This window comes from Streptomyces sp. NBC_01171 (genome assembly GCF_045039805.1).
Taxonomy (GTDB): domain Bacteria; phylum Actinomycetota; class Actinomycetes; order Streptomycetales; family Streptomycetaceae; genus Streptomyces.
Map to the genome: position 1 here is coordinate 1,542,224 of NZ_CP108609.1, position 16,213 is coordinate 1,558,436.

The 16,213-nt window shown below is 68.0% G+C and carries 16 protein-coding genes; 6 read left to right on the forward strand and 10 right to left on the reverse strand.

Annotation, left to right across the window (positions count from 1 at the left end):
• Positions 1-47: 47 nt before the first annotated feature.
• The 3 genes from OG448_RS07070 to OG448_RS07080 all read right to left on the reverse strand — a co-directional run bounded on the left by OG448_RS07070 (position 48) and on the right by OG448_RS07080 (position 1,075).
• Complete coding sequence (locus tag OG448_RS07070) at positions 48-332, reverse strand: MGMT family protein (RefSeq protein WP_405552062.1); 285 nt, start codon at positions 330-332, stop codon at positions 48-50.
• On the reverse strand, positions 329-541 hold the full coding sequence (locus tag OG448_RS07075; RefSeq protein WP_030802991.1) for a DUF2945 domain-containing protein: 213 nt from the start codon (positions 539-541) through the stop codon (positions 329-331). The genes OG448_RS07070 and OG448_RS07075 overlap by 4 nt, the downstream gene beginning before the upstream one ends.
• Positions 542-628: 87 nt before the next feature.
• A complete protein-coding gene (locus OG448_RS07080) occupies positions 629-1,075 on the reverse strand; it encodes an anthrone oxygenase family protein (RefSeq protein WP_405552064.1) in 447 nt (148 codons plus the stop codon).
• A gap of 90 nt (positions 1,076-1,165) precedes the next feature.
• On the opposite strand from OG448_RS07080, the gene OG448_RS07085 reads away from it, so the two are divergent.
• Entirely contained in the window at positions 1,166-1,744 is a 579-nt protein-coding gene (locus OG448_RS07085; protein WP_405552066.1) for a TetR/AcrR family transcriptional regulator, read from the forward strand.
• Between the two features lie 169 nt (positions 1,745-1,913).
• Complete coding sequence (gene uvrB / locus OG448_RS07090; RefSeq protein WP_405552068.1) at positions 1,914-3,836, forward strand: excinuclease ABC subunit UvrB; 1,923 nt, start codon at positions 1,914-1,916, stop codon at positions 3,834-3,836.
• Between the two features lie 17 nt (positions 3,837-3,853).
• Here the strand turns inward: uvrB and OG448_RS07095 are convergent, their stop codons facing one another.
• From OG448_RS07095 to OG448_RS07125, 7 genes are all read right to left on the reverse strand, one after another.
• Positions 3,854-4,375: a hypothetical protein gene (locus OG448_RS07095; protein ID WP_405552070.1), complete on the reverse strand. Its 522-nt coding sequence runs from the start codon at positions 4,373-4,375 to the stop codon at positions 3,854-3,856.
• Positions 4,376-4,548: 173 nt separating this feature from the next.
• Positions 4,549-6,900 (reverse strand): hypothetical protein, encoded by a 2,352-nt coding sequence (locus OG448_RS07100; protein ID WP_405552072.1) that lies wholly within the window; start codon positions 6,898-6,900, stop codon positions 4,549-4,551.
• A 20-nt stretch (positions 6,901-6,920) separates the two neighbouring features.
• Complete coding sequence (locus OG448_RS07105; protein WP_405558714.1) at positions 6,921-7,343, reverse strand: hypothetical protein; 423 nt, start codon at positions 7,341-7,343, stop codon at positions 6,921-6,923.
• 178 nt (positions 7,344-7,521) lie between these two features.
• On the reverse strand, positions 7,522-8,100 hold the full coding sequence (locus tag OG448_RS07110) for a fasciclin domain-containing protein (protein WP_405552074.1): 579 nt from the start codon (positions 8,098-8,100) through the stop codon (positions 7,522-7,524).
• 278 nt (positions 8,101-8,378) lie between these two features.
• Positions 8,379-9,647, reverse strand: coding sequence for a cytochrome P450 (locus OG448_RS07115; protein ID WP_405552076.1), 1,269 nt, complete (start codon positions 9,645-9,647; stop codon positions 8,379-8,381).
• A gap of 62 nt (positions 9,648-9,709) precedes the next feature.
• A complete protein-coding gene (locus tag OG448_RS07120; RefSeq protein ID WP_405552078.1) occupies positions 9,710-11,113 on the reverse strand; it encodes an NAD(P)/FAD-dependent oxidoreductase in 1,404 nt (467 codons plus the stop codon).
• Positions 11,110-11,328, reverse strand: coding sequence for a ferredoxin (locus OG448_RS07125; protein WP_405552080.1), 219 nt, complete (start codon positions 11,326-11,328; stop codon positions 11,110-11,112). The genes OG448_RS07120 and OG448_RS07125 overlap by 4 nt, the downstream gene beginning before the upstream one ends.
• A 601-nt stretch (positions 11,329-11,929) precedes the next feature.
• Between OG448_RS07125 and OG448_RS07130 the strand changes: the two genes are divergently transcribed.
• From OG448_RS07130 to OG448_RS07145, 4 genes are all read left to right on the forward strand, one after another.
• Entirely contained in the window at positions 11,930-12,340 is a 411-nt protein-coding gene (locus OG448_RS07130) for a hypothetical protein (RefSeq protein ID WP_405552081.1), read from the forward strand.
• A gap of 244 nt (positions 12,341-12,584) precedes the next feature.
• Complete coding sequence (locus OG448_RS07135; RefSeq protein WP_405552082.1) at positions 12,585-13,007, forward strand: SsgA family sporulation/cell division regulator; 423 nt, start codon at positions 12,585-12,587, stop codon at positions 13,005-13,007.
• A 40-nt stretch (positions 13,008-13,047) separates the two neighbouring features.
• Positions 13,048-13,377 (forward strand): NIPSNAP family protein, encoded by a 330-nt coding sequence (locus OG448_RS07140; protein ID WP_405552084.1) that lies wholly within the window; start codon positions 13,048-13,050, stop codon positions 13,375-13,377.
• Between the two features lie 648 nt (positions 13,378-14,025).
• Positions 14,026-16,170, forward strand: coding sequence for a SpoIIE family protein phosphatase (locus OG448_RS07145; RefSeq protein ID WP_405552085.1), 2,145 nt, complete (start codon positions 14,026-14,028; stop codon positions 16,168-16,170).
• Positions 16,171-16,213: the final 43 nt, after the last annotated feature.

Here is a 16,213-nt window from a genome sequence, read left to right on the forward strand (position 1 = left end):
GACATCCTCTCGAACCACCGAACGAGTTCTCACCGCCACCCCGGCCCTCAGTCCACCCACCGATGCCGGCCGCGCCCCATGTCCACCCGCGCACCCACCATCGGAACCCCTTCCCCCCGCAGCAACCCCGGCGCCCGCCCCTCGTGACAGGTGGTGGGCGTCCCGTCGGCGCGGACCACCCGCCACCACGGCACCCCGTCACCGAGCAGGCCCATCACCCGCCCGACCTGCCGGGGCCCCACGCCGATCCGCTTGCCGATGTCGCCGTAGGACACGACACGGCCACGCGGGATCGTGGCGACGACCTCGCGGACCGCGTCGACGGTGTTCACGCGACCTTCGTCAGCGCGCGCCCCTTGTGCATGGCCACGTGATCGGTCTTGTCGCTCTTGATCTCGTACTGCGGGTCGCTCTCGCTGGCGTGGTGGGTGTAGCCCTTGTAGTCCACGTCGTGCGTGTGCTTCTTGATGATGACGCCTTGCACGTGCCCGGCTTCGGAATTCCACCGGACATGGTCGCCGACGGCGAATTGCTCCGACATCTCGGCTCCTTGATCGGGGGGTGGTTCCATTGTCGGCCGTACGGCGGGCGAGCGGGAGTCGACGGGAAGAACCCCAGGTCGGACTCGTCAGGCGAGCGCGGCGGCCAGCAGGGCGAAGGCGCCGATGAGGATGCCGACGCGGACGTGGTGGAAGCGGTCCCAGCGACCCATCTGCTCCTTCCAGTCCTCCGGCAGGCTGACCGTGGTCCAGGCCTTGGTCCGGTTGTTGATCGGGACGAGCAGCAGAATCGACATGATCACGCTCACCATCAGCAGCCCGGCGGCGATGACGACGAGGCCGGCGCCTTGGTGATCCCATCCGGCTATGGCCCACACCGCGCTGAGGATGAGCGAGCCGATGTACCAGAACGGCATCACGGCGCCGAGCATCCGGGCCCCGTGGATACGGCCGCGCAGACCGTTGTCGCCGGGGAGCCCGGCGAGGATCGGGTTGATGACGAAGGCGACGGAGAACTCCACCCCCACCATCAGACCGACGACCACGGTGGTGAAGACCTCGAGTGCGGTGAGCATGGTGACCCTCCCGTTTTCTAGCACTGCTAGCGATTGATTCAACGCTAGCCCTACCAGCGCTCGCTTGTCTAGCAGTGCTAGCATCGACGCATGTCCGTACAGGAACGCAAGGAACGGGAACGGGCGGTCCGTGAACGCCTCATCGTGGCGACGGCCCGCGAACTCGCCGAACAGCAGGGCTGGGACGCGGTCACCACACGCCGACTGGCCGAGCGCATCGAATACAGCCAGCCCGTCCTCTACAGCCACTTCCGCGGCAAGCGCGAGATCATCGGCGCGGTCGCCCTGGAGGGCGCAGCCGAGATGGCAGGAGCACTGCGGTCCGCGACCGCCGCCGCGGACGGCCCCCGCCCCCGCGTCACGGCCCTCGCCCGCGCCTACCTCGACTTCGCCGAGCGCAACCCCGCGGTCTACGACGCCATGTTCAGCCTCGACGGCGGCCTGGCCTTCGCTCACGAGGACACCCCGGAGCCACTGAAGGACGCCTTCGCCGCACTGCTGGAATGCCTCGCGGAGGTCGCCGGTGACGGCGTTCACCCTGGCCTGTTCACCGAGACGTTCTGGGCCTCCCTGCACGGTCTCGCCACCCTGACCCGAGCGGGACGGCTGCCGCCGGGGGACGCGGAGCAGAGGCTGGAGCTACTGGTGGACCGGCTGGCCATGCTGTGACACGCCGCGCGCTCCCCGCCCGGACCCCGGCACTCGGGTGCCCTACCACACAATTCGACCGTCAAGATATTAGACATTGACAAGATTGGGTGTTACACGCAAACTGGACGGAGCCTAAGTAGCTTTTGTCCGCTTCTGAGCGGTTACCTCGAGTTCAGGAGCGAACCCCATGGCATTCCCGTCCGAGAACCGGCGCATCACCCTCGCCGAGCACACCGCCGACCAGGTCATCCGGGCCGGTCGGCCGTTCCAGGTGGTCTCCCCCCACACCCCGTCCGGCGACCAGCCGCAGGCGATCGCCGGGCTGGAGAAGCACCTCCGGGCCGGGGAGAGCGACGTGGTCCTGCTGGGTGCCACGGGCACCGGCAAGTCCGCGACGACCGCCTGGCTGATCGAGAAGCTCCAGCGGCCCACCCTCGTGCTCGCGCCGAACAAGACGCTCGCCGGCCAGCTCGCCAACGAGCTGCGCGAGCTGTTCCCGCACAACGCGGTGGAGTACTTCGTCTCCTTCTACGACCACTACCGCCCCGAGTCGTACGCCCCGAGCACCGACACCTACTTCGCGAAGGAATCGGTCTCCAACAAGGAGGTCGACCGGCTGCGGCACTCCGCGACCTGGTCGCTGCTCAGCCGCCGTGACGTGATCGTCGTGGCCTCCGTCTCGTGCATCTACGGCCTGGGCACGCCCCAGTCCTACCTCGACCGTTCGTTCCAGTTGTCGGTGGGCGACACCGTCGACCGGGAGGAGCTGCTCGCGGCCCTGGTCGACATCCAGTACACACGCACGGACGGTGAGCCGGCCGCGGGCCGGTTCCGCGTGCGCGGCGACACCATCGACATCCACCCCGCCTACGAGAACACGATGCTCAGGGTGGAGATGTTCGGCGACACGGTCGAGCGGCTGACCGTCGCCGACCCGGAGACCGGCGAGGTGCGCGAGGTCATCGACCGGACCCGCGTCTTCCCCGCCACCCACTACTTCGCGGGCCCCGAGCGGATGCGCACGGCGGCCGACTCGATCCAGGCCGAGCTGGCGGAGCGCGTCGCGGAGCTGCGCCGCGACGGCAAACTGCTGGAGGCCGACCGTCTGCAGACGCGGACCGAGTACGACATCGAGCTGATCCGGCACACGCAGGTCGCCTCCGGGATGGAGAACTACTCCCGGCACCTGGACGGCCGCGCCCCCGGCGCGCCGCCGTCCACGCTGCTGGACTACTTCCCCGAGGACATGCTCGTCGTCATCGACGAGTCGCACGTCACGGTGCCGCAGCTCTCCGGCATGAGCCACGGCGACGCCGCGCGCAAGAGCACCCTGGTCGAGCACGGTTTCCGGCTGCCGTCCGCCCTGGACAACCGTCCTCTGACGTGGTCGGAGTTCGCCGCGCGCTGCCCGCAGCGGGTCTACCTGTCCGCGACGCCGGGCCGGTTCGAGCTGACCGCCGCCCGGGGCGCGGTCGTCGAGCAGATCATCCGGCCGACCGGGCTGCTCGACCCGCAGGTGACGGTCAAGCCGACCGCCGGCCAGATGGAGGACCTGCTCGCGGAGATCCGCGAGCGGTCCGCCCGCGGCGAGCGGACCCTGGTGACGACGCTGACCAAGCGGATGTCGGAGGAGCTGACCGACTACCTCGACGCCCAGGGAGTCCGCGTCCGCTACCTGCACTCCGGCGTGACCACCCTGCGCCGCGTCGAACTCCTGGCGGACCTGCGCCGCGGCGAGTACGACGTGCTCGTCGGCATCAACCTCCTGCGCGAGGGACTCGACCTGCCGGAGGTCTCGCTGGTCGCGATCCTCGACGCCGACCAGGACGGGATCTTCCGCTCCGACACGGCACTGATCCAGATGATCGGCCGCGCGGCGCGCAACGTCAGCGGCGAGGTGCACATGTACGCGAACCGGCTGACCCCCTCGATGGCCCGCGCCATCGACGAGACCAACCGCCGCCGCACCCTGCAGGCGGCCCACAACGAGACCCACGGCATAAGCCCGACCCCCCTGCGCAAGAAGATCAGGCACACGGTGTCCGCCCAGTACCCCGAGGCCCAGCACCCGACGACCGGCACGTCGTACAACCGCGGGATGGCGGCGTAGGTCGCGGCAGCGGGCGGCTACGCGGGGTCCAGCACGGGCTTCGGGGGGAGGCCGCCGTTCTTCTCGCACCGGAGTTCTTTGGCCATGGCGAGGGAGAAGGAGTGGGCGACGGTGGCGTAGGCGTTTTTCAACGCCTTGATGTTGCCCTCGGGCTCCCTCGGCACAGCCCAGTGCTCCACGCCGATGACGATGTGGGCCCCTTCCGACGAGCTGGGCACCTTGTCGCTCCGGCACGTGAAATAGACGTATGCCATGTCTGCCGCCGCCAGGGCCTCATCACCCATCTTCAGCACAGTGAACTTCGGGGCCGCAGGGTCGTCCGTCGGGGCATGGTCGGCCAGCCTCCAAGTGGCTCTGAGCTGGAAATCCGGCGTACCGATGGGCGTGAAGACGCGACAGATGTCCTTGGTCTTGGTGGCGATCGCGGACGACGCGATCAGGTCCGCCGCGGCCTGCGCGGTGGTTGACCTCTCCTCCGACGCCTCGAAGCGGGAAGACCCCGTGATCACCTTCAGTGCTTTGGACGCGTCTGCGGACACAGCATCGCCACCGCAAAGCTGTGTTCCCGCAACGACCTTGTAGTCCTTAGGAGTTTTACTCCGGTCCTCGTCCCCTCCACAGCCCGTGGCCCCAAGAAGCAACGAGCCGGCCAGGGCAGCGGAAAGCAGCCCCTTACGCGCTGACCTACGACTGATCACTGTCCGCATCCTCATCAGCCGGTCTCCGGGTCGTTGCCCTGCTGACGTGCCCGGTCATTGCCGACCCCGTAGCCGAGCAGCATCGATTCGCGCAGGTCCTGAGCGAACACGTCATTGTCACGGTCCACGCCGTTTTGCAGCATGAAATCTTCCATCGGGGCCTCGGCCATGCTCTCACCGGCGGAGTAGATCTTGGTCTTCTCGGTCCGGGTGAGGTCCTCCCACTTATCCTTGTGCTCATCCACCGAGTTGTCCGCGACATCGCCCACCACCTGCCCGATGACCTGCTCGGCAGCGCCACTGGCGGTATCGGTCGCCAACGGGATCAGCACCGCGGCTGCGCCCACGGCAGCGGTCGCCGGGAGGAAGGCGACGCCCGCCGCGAGCCCCGCCGTGGCTCCGAACTCGACCCAGCCAGCCCGCTTGGCGACCGCCTTCTCGTAGTCCTCGTGGGTTTTGAGGTTCGTCGCCTCGACCTGGTCGGCCCGCGACTGGTCGAGCATGCCCTGCACCTCGGCGCCCGTGCGCACAGTCGCCCTGGCCGCACCTTCGCTGATCTTCCCGTCCGGCCCCACCGTCTCCTCCAGCGCGCTGCGGGTATAGACCTGCTCCGCCGTCGAGACCGTCGCGTAGGCGTCCGGGTGCTGGCCCAGAGTGCTGAGGAAGCCCCGGACGACGCTCCGCCCGTTCCCGTCCACCGTGTCCGCGAAGTCGAGGTGGCCGTCCGGATTCTTGCCCGGCGCGAACACGCTGTCCGGATCGTTCTTGTCCAGCGCCCAGTTGATGTCGTCGATGTAGCCGGCGCCCATGACGCCCAGGCTGTCGGCCATCGCCTCGTGATGCTTCTTGAGCAGCTCCGGGTCGGAGGAGTACGTCTCCATGACCTTCTGCATGATCGCCGCGCTGTCCGCGTCCCGCACCACGTGAGCGTCCGGGTGTCCGGCAGGGTAGCCGAGGGTCGCCGCCTCCAGGGCGTGGCCGAGGGCATCGGGCATCTGGTCGAGTGACGCCTTGTTCTCCTTCAGGTCAGTCGAGTTGACGTCGGGGAAGGACTCCCACTTCTCGTTGCTGAAGAAGTCGAAGTAGTTGTCGATCTTCCCGCCGTCCTTGTTCTTCCCGAGGTCGGCCGTGGCACCGTGGTTGACCGTGCCGTCCTCGTTGTAGGCGGTCGGAGCGTCGGTGAAGAACTTCTTCGCCGCTTCCGGACTGTTGCCGAGCGCCTCCAGCATGGCGGTGGCCGGGTCATAGCCGGCTCCGTTCACGCCGGAGGGGTTGAACGGGTTCTTGAGCCAACTGTTCACCATCTTGTTCTCGGCGAACAGGTCCGGTTCCTTGGCGTGCAGTTGCGCCACGTGTTCGGCGATCGGGTTGAGGAACTTGGCGTCGTAGTTCCCGTACCGCATGATCCCGCCGAGGAGCTGGTAGCCGAACGGCCCGCCGTAATCGTGCTTGGCCAGCGGGATGCGCTCCGTACCCAACTTGCGTAGCTCAGGGCCCCACTTGTCGGTGAAGTCCTTGTCGTGGGAGGCGGTGGCCAGGTTGAGGCCGAGGTTCTTCTGGAGTTCCTGGACGTCCTTGAGGCGCTCCGGATCGACCTTGGCGTAATCGTACGTGTCGGTGGAGAGCTGGCCGAAGAACGCGAGCGACTTCTCGGGGCCGAGCTTCCCGTAGAAGTCCTTGGCGAACTCCCCCGACGAACTGTTGTCCTTCAGCAGCTCGTTGAGCTGCTGAAGTTCGGCGTGGGTGAGGTCCCGGCCCTTGGCGGCCAGAGCGGCGGCACGGGCGGCCTCCTCCTGGTCCAGCTTGGTGTACGTGGGAGCGCTGAAGTCCTTGCGGTCGGTGACGTTGGCCTCGAGGGCGTTCTTGAGGGCGACGTCGGTGTCGTTGCAGTTGTCGACGATGAGGTCGATTCTCTTCTGCCACGACTCGATGCTCTGCCTCTCCTTCTGCAGGAGCTCGCTGTAATCCGGGTCGTGCCGCGCGCCGGGGATCTCGGAGATCGGTTTCCGCGCCGTGACCTTGCCCTGACCGTCCACACGGATGCCGGCCGCGGGCCCCTCATGGTCACGGATGTTGACGAGGTCGTCCTTGGCCTTCTTGATGGCCGCGTGACCCTCTTCCAGGATCAGCTTCACACCCTTGGCCTCGGCCGCGGCGTCCGCGAACTCCTTGACCGTCTTACCGATGAACGCCCTGGTGACCCCGGCGTTGACGCCCTCCCAGTCCGCCTTGTCCGCCTTCGCCTTCATCCCGTCGGCGGCGTCCGTGGCGAGCTTGTCAAGCTTCCCCGTCATCTCCGACCAGTCGTCGGCAGCGGCCTTCAGCTTCGCCACCGGGGCGTCGATGATGTCCTCGTACTTCAGCATGCCGCGCGCTCCCCCGAGCCCTATTTCATGTCTTCCGTGAGCACGGAGATCCCCGTCAACTGCCCTACGATCTTCACCTCGTCCTCGGCGTGCCGAGCCTTGCTGTAATCGAGGTGATTCGAAATCTGCGCGCAGGCGTCCAGCAGTGTCTTCAGGTGCGTCTGCCAGAAGTCGTGCACCTTCAGCACGGCCGAACCGCTCACGAAGTTCCCGTTGGTCAACGCCGTCGCCGCGTCGAACGTGGAAGAACGGGCGATGTCGCCCTCTTTCCCCATCCGACCCAGCAGGTCGTACGCGTCATTCCCCACAGCACCGAGGTCGTCCCGATTGACCACCAGGTCGTAGCCGCCACCGCCACCCTCGGCCGGAACGCTGTTGAGTTGCGTGGCAGTCCGCTTGGACGCTGCCGCTCGCATCTCGGCCCATTCTTGCTCGAACGTCACCGATTCCCCCAAGTCCATCCGGGCTCCCCACCCACCATATCCACCGTGCCGTCGACCTGATCAAGTCCCTCGTACGATGACGCGGCCGCGGATCACCCGGCACAGGACGGGACGAGGCACGGCGGCCGCGCGTGCGTGCGACGCCATGCCTCGTCACGTGAAGCGAGACGGGGGCGAGTCAGGACGGAGGTTGGAGAACCGAGTCAACGACGTAGATGGTGGCATTCGCCGCCTTGATGTTGCCGCAGACGATGTTCGCCTTGCCGTTGACCTTGAAGTCGGTGCCCGAGCCGGACGTGGTGAGTTTGCCGCCCTCAACCGTGGTGAAGGAGCCGTCGGACAGTTGGTCCGGCTTGATCTGCTTGTCCACGACGTGGTAGGTCAGCACCTTCTTCAGCTGCCCCTCGTTGCTGAGGAGTGAGGAGAGCTGGGATGCGGTCAGGTTCTTGAACGCCTCGTTGTTGGGCGCGAAGACGGTGACGGCGGGCTTGTCGTTCAGGGTGTCGGTGAGATGCGCCCGGACCGCCGCCGAGACGAGCTGGCTCAGCTGCGGGTACGCGGCTGCGGCGTCCACAACCTTGTCCTTGGCCGTGTCGGCTTTCTGGGAGAGCGCCGAACAGCCCGGACCGAATGTTCCTGTGGGGCTGGGAGACGCGTCCTGTGCGCTGCTCTGGGTTGTGAGAGCACCGAGCGCAAGTGGGATGGCCGCCAGGGCGGCTCCGGTGAACCTGACCGTGTGCATGTGGATGAGCCTCATCGCAACTCCCTCCGGTGGAGGTGTGAGCGCCACGAAGGCGGCTTGCGGATAAGCCCTCTTCGCTGGGCGGTGTGGGGCCTGCACGACCACGCCCCGGGCGGCTCTGCCCGGTCCCCTGAAAGGATATGCAGCCCAGGTCGGTGGCCGCATCTCGACCCGTAGAGGACGTCTCTGCACCTCAGCTCATGACTTGACCCACCCGACGCCCGGTCCCAGCCGCTCCAACCATCCCGCGTTCGTGGAAAAACCCGCCTGGCGATCCCTCACGCGCACACTGGTCAGTCACGGATGCCGTCGATGTCGACCAGGACGTGGCGCGGGCCGCGGAAGATCTGGTTGTGCCGGTACGGCGGCGGGTCCTCGACGAGCCGGGGCTTCCGCACCCGGCGGACGAACTCAGCGACCGCGATCTGGACTTCGAGGCGCGCGAGCGGGGCGCCGAAGCAGAAGTGGATGCCCTGACTGAATCCGAGGTGCTGGTTGTCGGGGCGTTCGAGCTCCAGTTCGTCGGGGTCGGTGAACCGTTCCGGGTCGCGGTTGGCCGAGCCGTACACCAGGAAGATCGGCGCCCCCCTCGGGATGGTGGTGCCGGCGATGTCGATGTCTTCCAGGGCGGAGCGGGTGTGCCAGAACTGCACCGACGACTCGAAGCGCAGCAGCTCCTCCACCGCGGGCACGATCAGCTCCGGGCGGCGACGCAGCTCCTCCAGCGCGTCCGGGTGCCTGAGCAGCGTGAGCACGCTGTGGGCGATGAGGTTGACCGTGGTTTCGTGTCCCGCGAAGATCAGGAGCAGGGCGTTGCTCGCGAGCACGCCCTTGGACATCCGTCCCTCCTGGCCGTCCTCGTTCACCAGCGCGGAGAGCATGCCCGGGCCGGGCTGCCGGGCGTACCGGTCGAGCAGCTCGCCGGCGAACTGCCCGAACTCCTGCACGGCCTGACGCGCCCCGGCCTGCCTGCTCCGGATCTCTTCGGAGGCGGCTTCCGGACCGAAGTCCAAAGCGTCCAGGGCCGTTTCGATCCACTGGTGGAAGCGTGGCTCGTCCTCCAGCGGCACGCCCAGAACCTTGCAGATCACCGTCACCGGCAAGGGGTAGGCGAAGTCGTCGACGGCATCGATCCGGCTCTTGCCCTTCATGTCGTCCAGGAGGCCGTCGACGATATGACGGATGTCGGGTTCCAGGTCGGAGATCAGATGGGGCGCCTGGGGCGGGCCGGCGAAGTGCGGCATCATCATCCGGCGGTCCCGATCGTGCTCGGGCGGATCGCAGGTGATGATGTTCGGCTCGGCCAGCACCTCCCTGATCGGCTCGGCCGCCGGCTCCCCCAGGCCCTCTCCCTGGGCCGCGGCCGGGACGGGACACTTCCGTGGATCGGAACTGACCCGTGGGTCGTGCAGCAGGGCGACGACCTCCCGGTAGGTGCTGACGACATAGGTGCCGTCCGGCTGCCGCGCCACCGGAGTCTTGCGGAGTTGCTCGTAGAACGGGTACGGGTCGGCGCGGTTGGCGTAGCGGAGGGCCTGCTGCCAGGGGGTTTCCTCGACCACCGGTCTCCCCTCCTTCTTCCTGTCGATGCTGTCCGCCTGCACGGCTTGCGCCGGCGCGCGCGTCAGTGGCTGCGCGGACGGAACTCGGCCGTCCGCTCGCTCGGGGCATGTCCGGTCAGGACGACGTCGGGGATCGCAGTGGGGACCCTCGGGTCCGGGAATTCGGCCGGCATCGGTTCCGTGTCAACGGGCTGGTCCCAGCCCGCCGGTGGAGGCGGGAATGGCCCTGATTGCTGGATCAGCTTCCCGTAGTACTCCAGCCACTTGCCGTGATCGAAGGTGACGGCGGCGACGATGCGGCCCCGGTGACCGTAGGCGGCGGCGAAGTGGCGCTCCTCGACCGATCCTTGGGTGAAGACGATCTCGTCGCCGAAAGGCGGTACGCCGACGGACTTGATGTTCACGCCGAACTGGCCGGACCAGAAGCCGGGCAGCAGCAGATGCGGGCGATAGTGGGGCTCCAGGTTCACCATGTTGTGCGCCGCGACCTCGGCGCCGAAGACGGCGTTGTCCCAGTGTTCCATCGCCAGGAACTGGTACTCGTAGAGCACGTGCGGCGCGCGCGCCACGTCCCCTGCCACGTAGACGCTGTCGGTGACGACACCGTTGATGTCGAAGGCCCGGCCACCGGCGTCGCATCCGACGCCCCAGAAACCGGCCGCCAGCCCCGAGCCCTCCAGCCACTCCACGTTGCGGATCGATCCCAGCGAGGCCACCACCACATCGGCGTCGACGGTGGAGCCGTCCGAAAGCTGAGCACGCCGCACGTGTCCGCCGGAGTCACCCTCCAGCGACGACACGCCCAGCCCGCAGCGCAGGTCCACACCGTGATCGCGCTGCATCTGCGCGGCGATCTCCCCGATCACCCCGCCGAGCGCACCGACCAGCGGCGCCGACCCCCGCTCGACGACGGTCACCGGGATGTCGAGCTCCCGGCACACAGAGGCCACTTCCGAGCCGATGAATCCGGCCCCGATCACCAGAACCCGCGACGGCGGCTCAGCCAGGTCCTTCTGCAACTGCTCCGCGTCATCACGCGAGCGAATCGTGTGCACCCCGTGCAACGCCGCCTCGGCCGGGTTCGGCCACTGCCGCGCGCGGGTGCCCGTCGCGATCAGCAACCGGTCGTACGGCACCTGCTCACCGTCGGCCAGGCGCACCTGTTTGGTGACCCGGTCCAGGCCGATCGCGGCCACGCCGAGCCGCCACTCCGCGTCCACTTCGCGCATGCGGGGCAGCCTGGTGTGGTCGGCCGGCACCCAGCCGTTGAGCACCTGCTTGGAGAGCGGCGGACGGTCGTAGGGCTCGTACGGCTCGTCCCCGACGATGGTCAGGGAACCGGTGAAGCCCTCGTCGCGCAGCGTCTCCGCGGCTCGCAGCCCGGCCAGAGAGGCACCCACGATGACGATCCGTCCGCTGGCCCGGAACTGGCGCACCAGCTCTGCGACCGTTGCCCGCAGAGTCATGGCGCCTCGCCCCGCTTCGCGCCGTCCAGGCGGTCGATCACGATCGCCTGCACCGGGCACGCCGCAGCCGCTCGCTCGACCTGCGGGCGCCACTCGTCGTCGGGGTTCGGCTCATAGGTGAGCGCCTCCTGACCGTTCAACCTGAAGACCTCGTGCGCCAGATACACGCATTGCGCGTATCCCTGGCACCGATTCAGATCCACGACGATCCGCATGGGCAGCCTCCTTCCGCTCTGCCTCCGCCCCACGGCGACCATCGACCCGGTCATGCAGCCTCGGTCATGAAGCCATGGGCCGGCTTCTCGAGCCTCCCGTCAGGCGACGGGGCCGGATGCCCCACCCGTCGCCCCGGCCAGGCCACCGAATGAGCAGGTTCGGTCCTGTTCGCTGCGCCGTTTCCTTCACCGTGGCGCTTGTCGGCTGTGAGCGTGTGCCAGCCAGAAGGGGGCGCAGCATCGACGGTGTCGGCATCAGGGTGTGCCCCGGTCATCACGCCCTAAAGAAATCCTCGTCCCGCCTTCTGGCGATCGCAAACCCGCCACTGCGGCGAACTGGATGCATCCGTGACTTCGAGCCCTCACACCCCGGGCTGAGGCGATCTCCGGGCCGGTGAAGCCACCGATCATCAGGTCCCGCTCCGGCTGGCGGCGTAGGGGTTACCTTCGTCACTTCGACAGTTCCATACGGCGTATGGTAACAATGAGAAAGGCGCTTCCATACAGCGTATGGAACTGCTCGCCCGGACCACACCGGGCGTCATACATCGCCTGACGGAACCGCCGTTGGCGCAGATCACCCCCTCGGGAAGGAAAGATCATGAAGAAGCTCGCGAAGGGCATCGCCCTCACTGTCTCCTCCGTCGCGGTCGCCGGTGCCGTGCTCGGTGCCGGTGGCACCGCTTCGGCCGCGCCCCTTGCGTCCGCGCCCGCCCAGCACTCGGCCGACCGGACCGTCGCCGCTGACTACAGCTGGGACCACGGTGTCGGCTACCTGCTCGAGCGGGGCTACTCCTGCGACGAGACCCGCGGCTGGCACCAGGACCACCACGGCACCGATGCGACCCGGCACGACTGCGACGGTCTCTACTACCGCGATGGTCACTTCTTCCGTTGGGAGGGCGAGGGACACGGCGGGACGTCCGACTGGTCCTACCGCCACGACGGGAACCGCTACGAGCACGACGGCGAGGGCAGGCACCACCATGACCTGAGCCGCGACGACCGGTGAGACGGGTATCGGCCATGAGCGCAAGCAGTCCCCCTCGGCCATGTCCCCGCCGGCGGCGGGGACCCGTCCGGCGGTCGGGGGGCGGTGTCCCCGGCCGCCGGCCGAGTGAGTGCAGCGCCACTCGTCATGCGGTGCGCCGGTGCCGTCCGGCGCCCGCGCCCTGCTGTACCGCCTCCACCCGCGCTGCCTCTTCGCCACAGGCCGGTGTGAGGCACCGCCGGGCCATACCCGGGTGCGGAAGCCGATGAAGAAGTCCTTGAAGGCCGTAGAACGGCGGGTGGCCGTGCAGCTGGTCGTCACGCACACCTGCTCATTGCCCCTCTGCGTACGTCTGCGCTACGAGCCCGCTGATCCCTATGTCGTCCGTGCCGCCTTCTTCGTCGACTGTGAAGAGCCGGTCGAATGGGTCCTGGGGCGGGATCTTCTGGCTGACGGTCTGGAGGATTCCGCGGGCCACGCGGAGGTCCGGATCTGGCCGGCCGCAGGGCGGGGTGACGAGTCGATCTACATCGCCCTCGGGTCTTCCGCGGGCACCGCCTTGCTCGAGGTCCCCGTGCGCGACATCTCGTCCTTCCTTCAGGACACCCAGGCTCTGGTGCCACGGGGTACCGAGTCCGGACTCATCGACTGGGATGCCGAACTGGCACACCTACTCCCCCAAGGCTGACCGCCGACCATCCATGCTCAGAAGTAAAGGAACCAGTGTCATGTCCCAGTACCAGCTTCGCGTCTACACCCTGCGCGACTCCGACGCGCTCTCCGCCTACGAGAAGATCTGGGCCCAGCACATTCCCGGTATGGCCAAGCACCGGATCACCACCCACGGCGTCTGGACGGTGCCCGCGGCGCCCGGAAACGAGACCCCCCGGCTCTACGCCCTCGTTTCCTACAGGGACGCCGACGACGTGCGGGAACGACTGGAGGCGTACCTGTCGAGTCCTGAATTCCGCGCGGACATGGAGGGTTTCGACATCGGCCAGATCGTCGGCCTCGACGAGATCCTGCTGACGCCCACCGTGGACTCGCCCTTGCGCTGACGGCCGTCCTGCGACGAGTGACGCGACCAGACGAGCCGGTATCCGCGGCCCTGCGTGGTTCCGGCGTCGTCGATGGCGACCCACCGTGAGTCCTGGCAGGGTGCGACCTCCTCAGGCAGGCACACGGACGTCTGCGCTTGGGTGTTCACCGCCAGGGTGAGTGGATGTCGGCAGTCGTGGTGTCAAGGGCAGCCGGGCCGAAGCCAGCCTCGGTCAGGATGTTCGCCGCGACTCCGCGGCCGACCCACCCCGGTGAGACCAGCCGCCAACGGCAACCCGTTACCTGCGTCGTATCGCCCACCTTCCCGCGCTCCGTAGCTCGCCGCTCGTCTGCAGCCCCTGCCGCAGAGACGCACCTGACGCCGTTTACGTCGTCGTGGTGCGCCCTGCAGCGGAATCTGGCAGCCGTTTGTCCGCTTCGCGCTCGCCTCGCAAGCCCGCTGGTGGACGACGGTCGAGTTACGGTCAGCCGGAGTGCTGGCCGAGCCTGCTGAACTGCTCGGCTCATGGACGGCTACTGGGACGGGTGGCTGCCCGATGAAGAGATCTCGCTTGAGTGAGCGGCTTCAACGCCGACCGTGCGCTCACTGGGCCCCGCTCCCCGAACCATGACGGGCTGTACACGCCGGTGCAGCGTAGCCTCGTCTTGTGGACTTCCCTGCGGACAGTCTCCTGTCCCGTGCCGCGCGTGAGGTCAGCCTGCGGGCAGACCAGCTGATCCATGACATCGAGCGGTGCCTGCAGCGTGGAGTCCCCGAGGTCTGGGAGGACCCCCACGTAGCCCGCATGACGGCAGAGAACGTCACCGAACATGTTCTCGCGGCGTTGGCCGGCCTGGTACACGGCATCGAGCCGGACCAGATCGAAACGCCGGCCGAGGACCCGGACCGCGCGCGCCGACTTGCTCGGCACGGGACACCCGTCAGCGTGATACTGCGGTCCTTCCGGCTGGGGCAAGGTGTCATGCTCGACCGGCTACTCGAAGAGATGCCCCAGCTGACCGACGACGCCGAATTGATCAGTGCAGCGACGCGGAAGCTGACCGCGACGATGGCCGGGTACGTCGATCGCATGTCGGAGCAGGGCGTGGCGGTCTACCAGCGGGAACGGGACCGGCGGCTGCAGTGGCGGCTGTCGATGGTGAACGAGGCGGGCAGGCGCATCGGCACCACGCTGGACATCGCCCGCACAGCCCAAGAGCTGGCGGACCTCGCCACCGAGAATTTCGCCGACCTCGTCACCGTCGACCTGCTCGACTCCGTGCTGCGCGAAGATGACGGCCCTGTGAGCGCGCTTCCGACGCTCCGGCGGGTCGCTCAACGATCAGTGGTGGAGGGCGACCCGGCATTGACGATCCGACCGGAGCAGCTTCACGTCAGCCCGCGCGGTTCACCGTCGGCCCGCGCCCTCGCCGGTCAGCCCTCCCGGCACACCGGCCCGCCAGCGCCCCGTGACGCCGACGACCACCGGACCCACTCGACGCTGGTGGTGCCGCTGCGGGCCCGAGACTCCACCCTGGGCGTCGCGCAGTTCATCCGGCACCGCAACCCCGACCCCTTGGACGACGAGGACTTGCTCCTCGCGCAGGAGATCGCCGCCAGGGCGGCGGTGGCTGTCGACAATGCCCGCCGCTACACACACGCCCGTGCGACTGCCCTCACCCTGCAGCGCAGCCTGCTCCCGCAGCACACCGCACAGCAGTCGGCCGTGGAGACCGCCTATCGCTACCTGCCCGCAGGGGCCCAGGCCGGCGTCGGCGGCGACTGGTACGACGTCATCCCACTGTCCGGAGCCCGCGTCGCCCTGGTGGTGGGCGATGTGGTCGGACACGGCATCCACGCCGCCGCCACCATGGGGAGGCTGCGGACCGCCGTCCGCACCCTGGCCGACATCGACCTGCCGCCCGACGAACTCCTCACCCATCTGGACGACGTCGTCATCCGCCTGTCCGCCGAATCCTCCACAGACCTGACCATCGAAGAAGCCGGGGACATCGGCGCCACCTGCCTGTACGCCGTCTACGACCCCATCTCCCGCCAGTGCGTCCTCGCCCGCGCGGGGCATCTGCTGCCCGCGGTGGTGGGCCCTGACGGAACCGCCGACCTCCTCGAACTGCCACCCGGACCGCCGCTGGGCCTGGGTGGCCTTCCGTTCGAAGCGGCGGAGTTCGACCTCCCCGAAGGCAGCGTCCTTGCCCTCTACACCGATGGCCTGATCGAAGGCCGCGACCACGATGTCGAAGCGGGTATCGCCCTGCTCCTCGAAACCCTCGCTCAGCCCGCCTCCTCCCTGCAAGCAATATGCGACACCGTGCTCGAAGCCCTGCTGCAGGCTGATCGACCACGCGACGATGTCGCGCTGCTCCTCGCACGCACCCACGTCCTGGGCGCTCGGCAAGTCGCCAGCTGGGACCTGGACGCCGACCCCGTCTGCGTGTCCCGAGCCCGGTCGAATGTCGCTCAACAGCTGAGCATCTGGGGCTTGGAGGAGGTCGAGTTCTCCGCCGGGCTCATCGTCAGCGAACTGGTCACCAACGCCATCCGCTACGGTCGTCCTCCCATACGGCTGCGCTTGATCCATGACCGTGCCCTCGTGTGCGAGGTCTCCGACACGAGTAGCACCACCCCTCACCGGCGCCGGGCCCGCACCTGCGACGAGGGGGGACGGGGCCTGCTCCTCGTCGCTCAATTCGCCAAGCACTGGGGAACGCGGCACGCCCGACACGGCAAGACGGTCTGGGCCGAGCTGAGCGAGAAGGAGTCCACTGAATTCCCGGCATGGGATTTCCTGTAGGCGCGACGACGGACGGAGCTCTGCGGCGAGCGGATGCGTCGAC

Excerpts from the sequence above, each read along its gene's own strand:
- OG448_RS07075 (WP_030802991.1), bottom strand. The coding sequence starts at position 541 with ATGTCGGAGCAATTCGCCGTCGGCGACCATGTCCGGTGGAATTCCGAA.
- OG448_RS07080 (WP_405552064.1), bottom strand. The coding sequence starts at position 1,075 with ATGCTCACCGCACTCGAGGTCTTCACCACCGTGGTCGTCGGTCTGATG.
- OG448_RS07085 (WP_405552066.1), top strand. The coding sequence starts at position 1,166 with ATGTCCGTACAGGAACGCAAGGAACGGGAACGGGCGGTCCGTGAACGC.
- uvrB (WP_405552068.1), top strand. The coding sequence starts at position 1,914 with ATGGCATTCCCGTCCGAGAACCGGCGCATCACCCTCGCCGAGCACACC.
- OG448_RS07100 (WP_405552072.1), bottom strand. The coding sequence starts at position 6,900 with ATGCTGAAGTACGAGGACATCATCGACGCCCCGGTGGCGAAGCTGAAG.
- OG448_RS07110 (WP_405552074.1), bottom strand. The coding sequence starts at position 8,100 with ATGAGGCTCATCCACATGCACACGGTCAGGTTCACCGGAGCCGCCCTG.
- OG448_RS07120 (WP_405552078.1), bottom strand. The coding sequence starts at position 11,113 with ATGACTCTGCGGGCAACGGTCGCAGAGCTGGTGCGCCAGTTCCGGGCC.
- OG448_RS07125 (WP_405552080.1), bottom strand. The coding sequence starts at position 11,328 with ATGCGGATCGTCGTGGATCTGAATCGGTGCCAGGGATACGCGCAATGC.
- OG448_RS07130 (WP_405552081.1), top strand. The coding sequence starts at position 11,930 with ATGAAGAAGCTCGCGAAGGGCATCGCCCTCACTGTCTCCTCCGTCGCG.
- OG448_RS07135 (WP_405552082.1), top strand. The coding sequence starts at position 12,585 with ATGAAGAAGTCCTTGAAGGCCGTAGAACGGCGGGTGGCCGTGCAGCTG.
- OG448_RS07140 (WP_405552084.1), top strand. The coding sequence starts at position 13,048 with ATGTCCCAGTACCAGCTTCGCGTCTACACCCTGCGCGACTCCGACGCG.